5 protein-coding genes are annotated in these 7,184 nt (G+C 64.2%); 4 read left to right on the top strand and 1 reads right to left on the bottom strand.

Annotation, left to right across the window (positions count from 1 at the left end; all coding sequences use genetic code 11):
• A partial coding sequence (locus AC628_RS35435; RefSeq protein WP_210190301.1) for a caspase family protein occupies positions 1-1,201 on the bottom strand: 1,201 nt, incomplete at its 3' end.
• Positions 1,202-1,397: 196 nt separating this feature from the next.
• Here AC628_RS35435 and AC628_RS35430 point away from each other — a divergent pair.
• From AC628_RS35430 to AC628_RS35415, 4 genes are all read left to right on the top strand, one after another.
• Entirely contained in the window at positions 1,398-2,084 is a 687-nt protein-coding gene (locus AC628_RS35430) for a DUF4286 family protein (RefSeq protein WP_074131333.1), read from the top strand.
• A gap of 282 nt (positions 2,085-2,366) precedes the next feature.
• Positions 2,367-4,166: an FAD-dependent oxidoreductase gene (locus AC628_RS35425; RefSeq protein WP_074131332.1), complete on the top strand. Its 1,800-nt coding sequence runs from the start codon at positions 2,367-2,369 to the stop codon at positions 4,164-4,166.
• Positions 4,136-5,983 (top strand): 2-oxoacid:acceptor oxidoreductase subunit alpha, encoded by a 1,848-nt coding sequence (locus AC628_RS35420; protein ID WP_074131331.1) that lies wholly within the window; start codon positions 4,136-4,138, stop codon positions 5,981-5,983. The genes AC628_RS35425 and AC628_RS35420 overlap by 31 nt, the downstream gene beginning before the upstream one ends.
• Positions 5,980-7,035, top strand: coding sequence for a 2-oxoacid:ferredoxin oxidoreductase subunit beta (locus AC628_RS35415; protein ID WP_074131330.1), 1,056 nt, complete (start codon positions 5,980-5,982; stop codon positions 7,033-7,035). Before AC628_RS35420 ends, AC628_RS35415 begins: the two co-directional genes overlap by 4 nt.
• The last annotated feature ends 149 nt before the right edge of the window (positions 7,036-7,184 follow it).

Below are 7,184 nucleotides of genomic sequence, written 5' to 3'. Positions count from 1 at the left end.
GCGGCGGCGCGAAGGCGAACACCGGATCGCTGTAATAGAGCACCGGGCGGTCGACATAGACGATCTCGTCCGGCGGCGGCGGCGGCACGTCATAGTCGAGCACGGTGAACTGCGCGGGCGGCTCCAGCGCGGCCGACAGATAAGCGAGCCGGCGCCTTGCGTCGTAGGCATGCGGCCCGTGCGGATAACGCCGCAGATACGACCAATACGCATCGGTCGAGTCGGCGTTGTAGGTGCGCCGCCAGGTGATGGCCTCGCGCCGCGCCGCCACGATCGCGCGCACCCGCTTGGCCTGCGGATCGTTCGGATAGGCCTGCAGGTAGTCCTCGTAGCCCTGCAACGTGTCGCGCTCCAGCGCAGCCGCATAGGCATCCTGCGCCGGGAAATCGCGGATCGGCTTGGTGCGCAGCCCGGCATCGACCTGCTGCGGCGGCGCATCCGGCTTGCGCTCGAAGAACATGAAGGGCGCATCGACCTTTTGCGCATTCCACGGGATCTCGGCGCCCTTGGTCATTTCGTTGACGCGCAGGCGGACGCGGTCGAACACTTCGGGCAATGTCAGGCCGCCGGCGCGGATCATTTCCGCCAGCGCCTGCGCATAGGGCCCGTAGGGCGGCGCACCGTCGGGGGCGACGGTGCCGGGCGCAGAATTGAAGGCGATCAACATCTTCGGATCGGGATCGACCAGCGCAAGGCCGCCGGCCAGCGGCTGGCCGTCCTTGGCGAAGGGATTGCTGCGCGCCGCGTCGAGCACGATCACACCGGCCTTGATCGGCAGCGCCGACAGTTGATGGCTGTAATCGGAGATGCGGATTGCCTCGACCGGCACGTCGGTGTCGCGGGCGATCTTGGCATCCACCGGCACGAAGTAGTTCTCGCCGGTGAGCTGCACGCCATAACCGGCGAGGTAGACGAAGGCCACCGCATTGGGCCCTGCGTCCTGCACCTTCTGGATGAAATCGCGGAACGACTTGCGGAGCGTCTCGCTATCGAGATCGCGCGCCCCGATCACGTCGAAGCCGGCGGCCTGCAACGTCTGCGCCACCAATCCGGCATCGTTTGCGGCGGTCTGCAGCGCGCTGGCCTGATAGGCGCCGTTGCCGACCACGAGCGCGAGACGCTTTTCCTGGTCCTGTGCATGGACAGGAAGCGCGGCGAACGACACCAGACCCACGATCAATGCCCACAGAATGCGCGTCATAGTGGTCGTCCCTTTTCTTCTCAAGAGTTGGCGTAACGGATGGAAATGCTACTTCCGTGAATGCGCGCTGAACAGGATTGCGGCAATTGTGGCAATCCTTGGTCTGCACGGTCTCGGGCACCTCGGAACCGGCTTCCCCGGCCCGCGCCGGTCGGCGATATTGTACAGATAAAACAAGGCAAAGAAGGAGCACCCGATGCCAATCGCCGGACAAGGCATGCTGCTGACCTCGATGGATATCGACAGCTTACACGAAGCTGAATTCAACCGCTGGTACGACCGCGAGCATCTCGAAGAACGTGTCGCCATCGACGGATTCGAGGAGGCCCGCCGCTACGTCGCCCAAGACGGCAAGGGTGATGACGGCAGGCCGAAATATCTCAGCCTCTACTCCACCGCGACCTTCGACGTGCTCGAGAGCCCGGCCTACCGCAAGGCGCTCGCCAACCAGACCGACTGGTCGAAGACCAACATCGCGCGCTTCCAGAACATGATCCGCGGGGTGGCGCGCATCACGATCAGCCGCGGCGTCGGCCGAGGCGCCGCGCTCGGCATCATCCGGCTCCGTCCGCCGGCCGAAGGAGCGGACAGGCTCCGCGCTGCATTGCGGGAGCAACTCGATCCAGCCGCGCGTGACGGCGTCATCTCGATGCACCTCCTGGAAAACGATCCCGTGCTGTCGAAGCCGCTCACGCCGGACGCCGACAAAGCCGATCCCGGCGCCGGCGACTGGTTCGTCTTGATCGACGCCACCGACGTCAACGCAGTCCCTGCGGCCGCGGCAATCATCACCGGCAACGCAGCCTTGAAGCCGCTGGTGGTCACCAGCGGCGTCTACAGGCTGTTGTGGGATATCGCGAAGAGCGATCTGCCGCGCGGCTGAAGCAAAACGCGCAGCGCTTGTGTGGACTTTCATAGCCAAACAAACGTTGCGTGGCGGCGCGCACATGCTGCACCGCCACATAACGCAATCGAGATTAACGCTACACGCGCATCAGCCGCGCGAAAGCGGATGAACGGACAATTTAGCCTTTGCCTTCTCCGGAACGGCTCTAATAAGATAAGCCTATGATCCAATTCAAAAACCAGAACAACGCCACGTGAGCGTTCGTCGTCAACGATAAGGCCGCGCGGTCAGGCATTTTCGCGCGGGTCAAAGGTAGGAATGAAACCGACTGATATCTCGGCGCCGGATTACTTTCATAAAGTAGTCGATTGCCAATGGGCCTGCCCCGCACACACCCCTGTTCCCGAGTACATCCGGTTGATTGCTGAGGGGCGCTACAGCGACGCCTACATGATCAATTGGCAGTCCAACGTGTTCCCCGGGATTCTCGGGCGCACCTGTGACCGTCCATGCGAGCCGGCGTGCCGTCGCGGCCGGGTCGAGGACAATCCGGTCGCGATCTGCCGCCTGAAGCGCGTCGCCGCCGACTTCAAGGACGACATCAAGCATCGCCTGCCGAAGCCGGGCCCGAAGAACGGCAAGCGCATCGCGCTGGTCGGCGGCGGCCCCGCCTCGCTGTCGGTGGCGCGCGATCTCGCCCCGCTCGGCTATCACTGCACCGTGTTCGACGGCGATCCCAAGGCCGGCGGCATGATGCGCAGCCAGATTCCAAAATTCCGCCTGCCCGACAGCGTGATCGACGAGGAGACCGACTACATCCTCGGCCTCGGCGTCGAGTTCAAGGGCGGCCAGCGCGTCGACAGCCTGAAGCAGCTGCTCTCCGAGAACTACGACGCCATCTTCGTCGGAAGCGGCGCGCCGCGCGGCCGCGAGCTCGACATTCCCGGCCGCAAGGAAGCCGGCGCCAACATCCATATCGGCATCGAGTGGCTGGCCAACGTGTCGTTCGGCCATGTCGACAAGATCGGCCGCCGCGTCATCGTGCTCGGCGGCGGCAACACCGCGATGGATTGCTGCCGCACCGCGCGCCGCCTCGGCGGCGAGGCCGTCAAGGTGGTCGTCCGCTCCGGCTTCGAGGAGATGAAGGCCTCGCCGTGGGAGAAGGAAGACGCCATCCACGAGGACATCCCGATCCTCAACTACATGGTGCCGGTGGCGTTCAAGCATGTCGCCGGCAAGCTGATCGGCGTCACCTTCCAGAAGGTGCGGGCCGAATACGATGACAAGGGCCGGCGCAATCTGGTGCCCTCGGGCGAGCCGGACGAGACCATCCCCTGCGACGATGTGCTCGTTGCGGTCGGCCAGGAGAATGCGTTCCCCTGGATCGAAGCCGATTGCGGCATCGAGTTCGACAAGTGGCACATGCCGAAGGTCGACCCCAAGACGTTCGCCTCGACCAATCCGAAGGTGTTCTTCGGCGGCGATGCGGCGTTCGGACCGAAGAACATCATCTGGGCGGTGGCGCACGGCCATGACGCCGCGTTGTCCATCCACAAGATGCTGTCCGGCGAGGACATCAACGAGCGCCCGCTGCCCGAGGTGCACGTCTCCTCGCAGAAGATGGGCATCCACGAGTGGAGCTACGACAACGACATCTCCGCCGACAAACGCTTCAAAGTGCCGCATCGCGACAAGGTGGTGGCGCTGAAGGACATCCGCGCCGAGGTCGAGCTCGGCTACGACCTCAAGCTCGCGCTCGGCGAGGCGCAGCGCTGCCTGAACTGCGACGTGCAGACGGTGTTCTCCGCGCCGCTGTGCATCGAATGCGACGCCTGCGTCGACATCTGTCCGATGGACTGCATCAGCTTCACCGAGAACGGTGAGGAGGACGATTTGCGGCAGCGCCTGAAGGCCCCCTCGCCGCATCACGACCAGGCGCTCTACGTCTCCGGCGACCTGAAGACCGGCCGCGTCATGGTGAAAGACGAAGACGTCTGCCTGCATTGCGGACTGTGTGCCGAGCGCTGCCCGACCGGCGCCTGGGACATGCAGAAGTACCTCATCGATATGGTTCAAGCGGGATCAACATGTCAGTCCAAAGCCCGATCAGCAGCGTAAACGACTTCGTCGTCCGCTTCGCCAACGTCAACGGTTCGGGCTCGGCTTCCGCGAACGAACTGTTCGCGCGTTCGATCCTGCGTCACGGCGTGCCGGTCAGCCCACGCAACATCTTCCCCTCCAACATCCAGGGCCTGCCGACCTGGTACGAGGTGCGCGTCACCGAGGACGGCCATCTCGGCGCCCGCGGCGGCGTCGACATGATGGTGGCGATGAACCCGCAGACCTGGGACAAGGACGTCGCCTCGATCGAGCCCGGCGGCTATCTGTTCTACGATTCGACCAAGCCGATGCCGTCGTCGAAATTCCGCGAGGACATCACGGTCATCGGCGTGCCGCTGACCGCGATCACCAACTCGACCTACACCGATCCCCGGCAGCGCCAGCTGTTCAAGAACATCATCTATCTCGGCGCGCTCTGCGCGCTGCTCGACCTCGATCCCAAGGTGGTCGAACAGCTGATCGGCGAGCAGTACAAGGGCAAGGAGAAACTGCTCTCCTCCAACGTCCATGCGCTGCATCTCGGCCGCGACTGGGCGCTGCAGAACCTGAAATGCCCGCTCGGGCTGCGGGTGAAGAAGTCCGACAAGGTCGGCGACCGCATCTTCGTCGAAGGCAACAGCGCCGCTGCGCTCGGCGCCGTCTATGGCGGCGCCACCGTGTGCGCCTGGTATCCGATCACGCCGTCATCGTCGGTGGCGGAAGCCTTCACCAGCCATTGCAAGAAGTACCGTCACGATCCCGAGACCGGCAAGGCGAAATACGCCATCGTGCAGGGCGAGGACGAGCTCGCCTCGATCGGCATCGTGATCGGCGCCTCCTGGAACGGCGCGCGGGCCTTCACGGCGACCTCGGGTCCGGGCATCTCGCTGATGACCGAGTTCATCGGCCTGTCCTATTTCGCCGAGATCCCGGCCGTGATCATGAACATCCAGCGCGCCGGCCCCTCGACCGGCATGCCGACCCGCACCCAGCAATGCGACGTGATCGCCTGCGCCTATGCCTCGCACGGCGACACCAAGCACGTGCTGCTGTTCCCGGAAGATCCGGCGGAGGCGTTCGAGTTCGCCGCCGCCGCGTTCGATCTGGCCGAGCGGCTGCAGACCACGATCTTCCTGATGCTCGATCTCGACATCGGCATGAATCACCGGCTGTGCCGCCCGCTGAAGTGGGACGACGCCAAGCAATACGACCGCGGCAAGGTGATGACGGCGGAGATGCTCGAGGAAGGCCGCGACTTCGGCCGATATCTCGACGTCGACGGCGACGGCATCCCCTATCGCACCTATCCCGGCACGCATCCGACCAAGGGCTCCTACTTCACCCGCGGCACCTCGCGCGATCGCTACGCGCGCTATTCGGAAGAAGGCGCCGTCTACGCCGACAACATGCAGCGCCTGGTGCGCAAGTTCGAGACCGCGCAGGACATGGTGCCGCGGCCGCTGCAGGCCAATGCGGCGAAGCCGACCAAATACGGCGTGCTGTATTTCGGCTCGACCTCGCCGGCGATGGACGAGGCGATCGGGATTTTGGAGGCACGCGGCCATCAGCTCGACCGCATGCGCATCCGCGCCTTCCCGTTCCACTCCAGCGTCGCGAGCTTCATCGCCGATCACGACTTCGTCTACGTGGTCGAGCAGAACCGCGACGCGCAGCTGCGTCAGCTGATCGTCAACGAGAATGGCATCGACCCCGTCAGGCTGGTGCCGATCCTGCACTATGACGGCACGCCGATCACCGCGCGCTTCATCGCCAACGCGATCGGCGACCACCAAGACCACCTCAAGGTGACCCCTCTCCGCAAGGCCGTGACATGACCTACATTGCAAAGCCGAAGTTTCATCATCCCGGCCTGAAGAAGAACGAGCTGGGCTATACCCATCGCGACTACGAGGGCAAGATCTCGACGTTGTGCGCCGGCTGCGGCCACGATTCGATCACCGCCTCGATCATCGAAGCCTGCTACGAGCTGTCGATCGAGCCGCACCGGGTGGCGAAGATTTCCGGCATCGGCTGCTCGTCGAAGACCCCCGACTATTTCCTCGGCAATTCGCACGGGTTCAACTCGGTGCATGGCCGCATGCCGTCGGTCCTGACCGGCGCCAACCTCGCCAACCGCGACCTGATCTATCTTGGCGTCTCCGGCGACGGCGATTCCGCATCGATCGGCTTCGGCCAGTTCGCGCATTCGATCCGGCGCGCCGTCAACATGACCTACATCGTCGAGAACAACGGCGTGTACGGCCTGACCAAGGGCCAGTTCTCGGCCACCGCCGACCGCGGCTCGAAGTCCAAGAAGGGCGTCACCAACACCGACAATGCGATCGACCTGGTCGCGATCGCGCTGCAGCTCGGCGCGACCTTCGTGGCGCGCTCTTTCTCCGGCGACAAGACGCAATTGGTACCGCTGATCGCGGCCGCGATCCGCCACAAGGGCGCGTCCTTCATCGACGTGATCAGCCCGTGCATCGCGTTCAACAACCACGCCGGCTCGACCAAGAGTTTTGACTATGTCCGCGAACACAACGATGCGGTGAACCGGCTCGACGTGCTGGTCGGCCGCGAGCCGATCAGCGTCGACTATGCGCCCGGCACCGTGCAGGTGGTCGAGCAGCATGACGGTTCGCGCCTCGCGCTGCGCAAGCTCGATGCCGACTACGATCCGCACGATCGCCTGGGCGCGATGACCTTCCTGCAGAAGCACGCGGCCAAAGGCCAGATCGTCACCGGCCTGCTCTATGTCGATCCGGATGCCGAGGATTTGCACACCCATCTCGACACCGTCGAGACGCCGCTCAACACGCTGGATGAAAAGGCGCTGTGCCCGGGCTCGGCCGTGCTCGACAAGATCAACGCCAGCTTGCGGTAAGCACTCATTCTCGCCGTCACAATGAGGCGGCAAGGCTGTGCAACAAACTCCGTGTCGTCCCTGCGAACGCAGGGACCCATAACCACCGATGCAGATTGCCGAGCTACGCTGGAGCGACGAGTCCCGTTCACAACAGAAGCCGCAGCGTA

Source organism: Bradyrhizobium sp. NAS96.2, assembly GCF_001908235.1.
In the GTDB taxonomy this organism is placed as follows: Bacteria; Pseudomonadota; Alphaproteobacteria; order Rhizobiales; family Xanthobacteraceae; genus Bradyrhizobium.
The sequence above is the reverse complement of the archived record's forward strand: the minus strand, read 5'-3'. Positions and strand labels throughout refer to the sequence as shown.

Bases quoted from the DNA above. Each gene is read 5' to 3' on its own strand.
- AC628_RS35430 (WP_074131333.1), top strand. From the start codon at position 1,398: ATGCCAATCGCCGGACAAGGCATGCTGCTGACCTCGATGGATATCGAC.
- AC628_RS35425 (WP_074131332.1), top strand. From the start codon at position 2,367: ATGAAACCGACTGATATCTCGGCGCCGGATTACTTTCATAAAGTAGTC.
- AC628_RS35420 (WP_074131331.1), top strand. From the start codon at position 4,136: ATGTCAGTCCAAAGCCCGATCAGCAGCGTAAACGACTTCGTCGTCCGC.
- AC628_RS35415 (WP_074131330.1), top strand. From the start codon at position 5,980: ATGACCTACATTGCAAAGCCGAAGTTTCATCATCCCGGCCTGAAGAAG.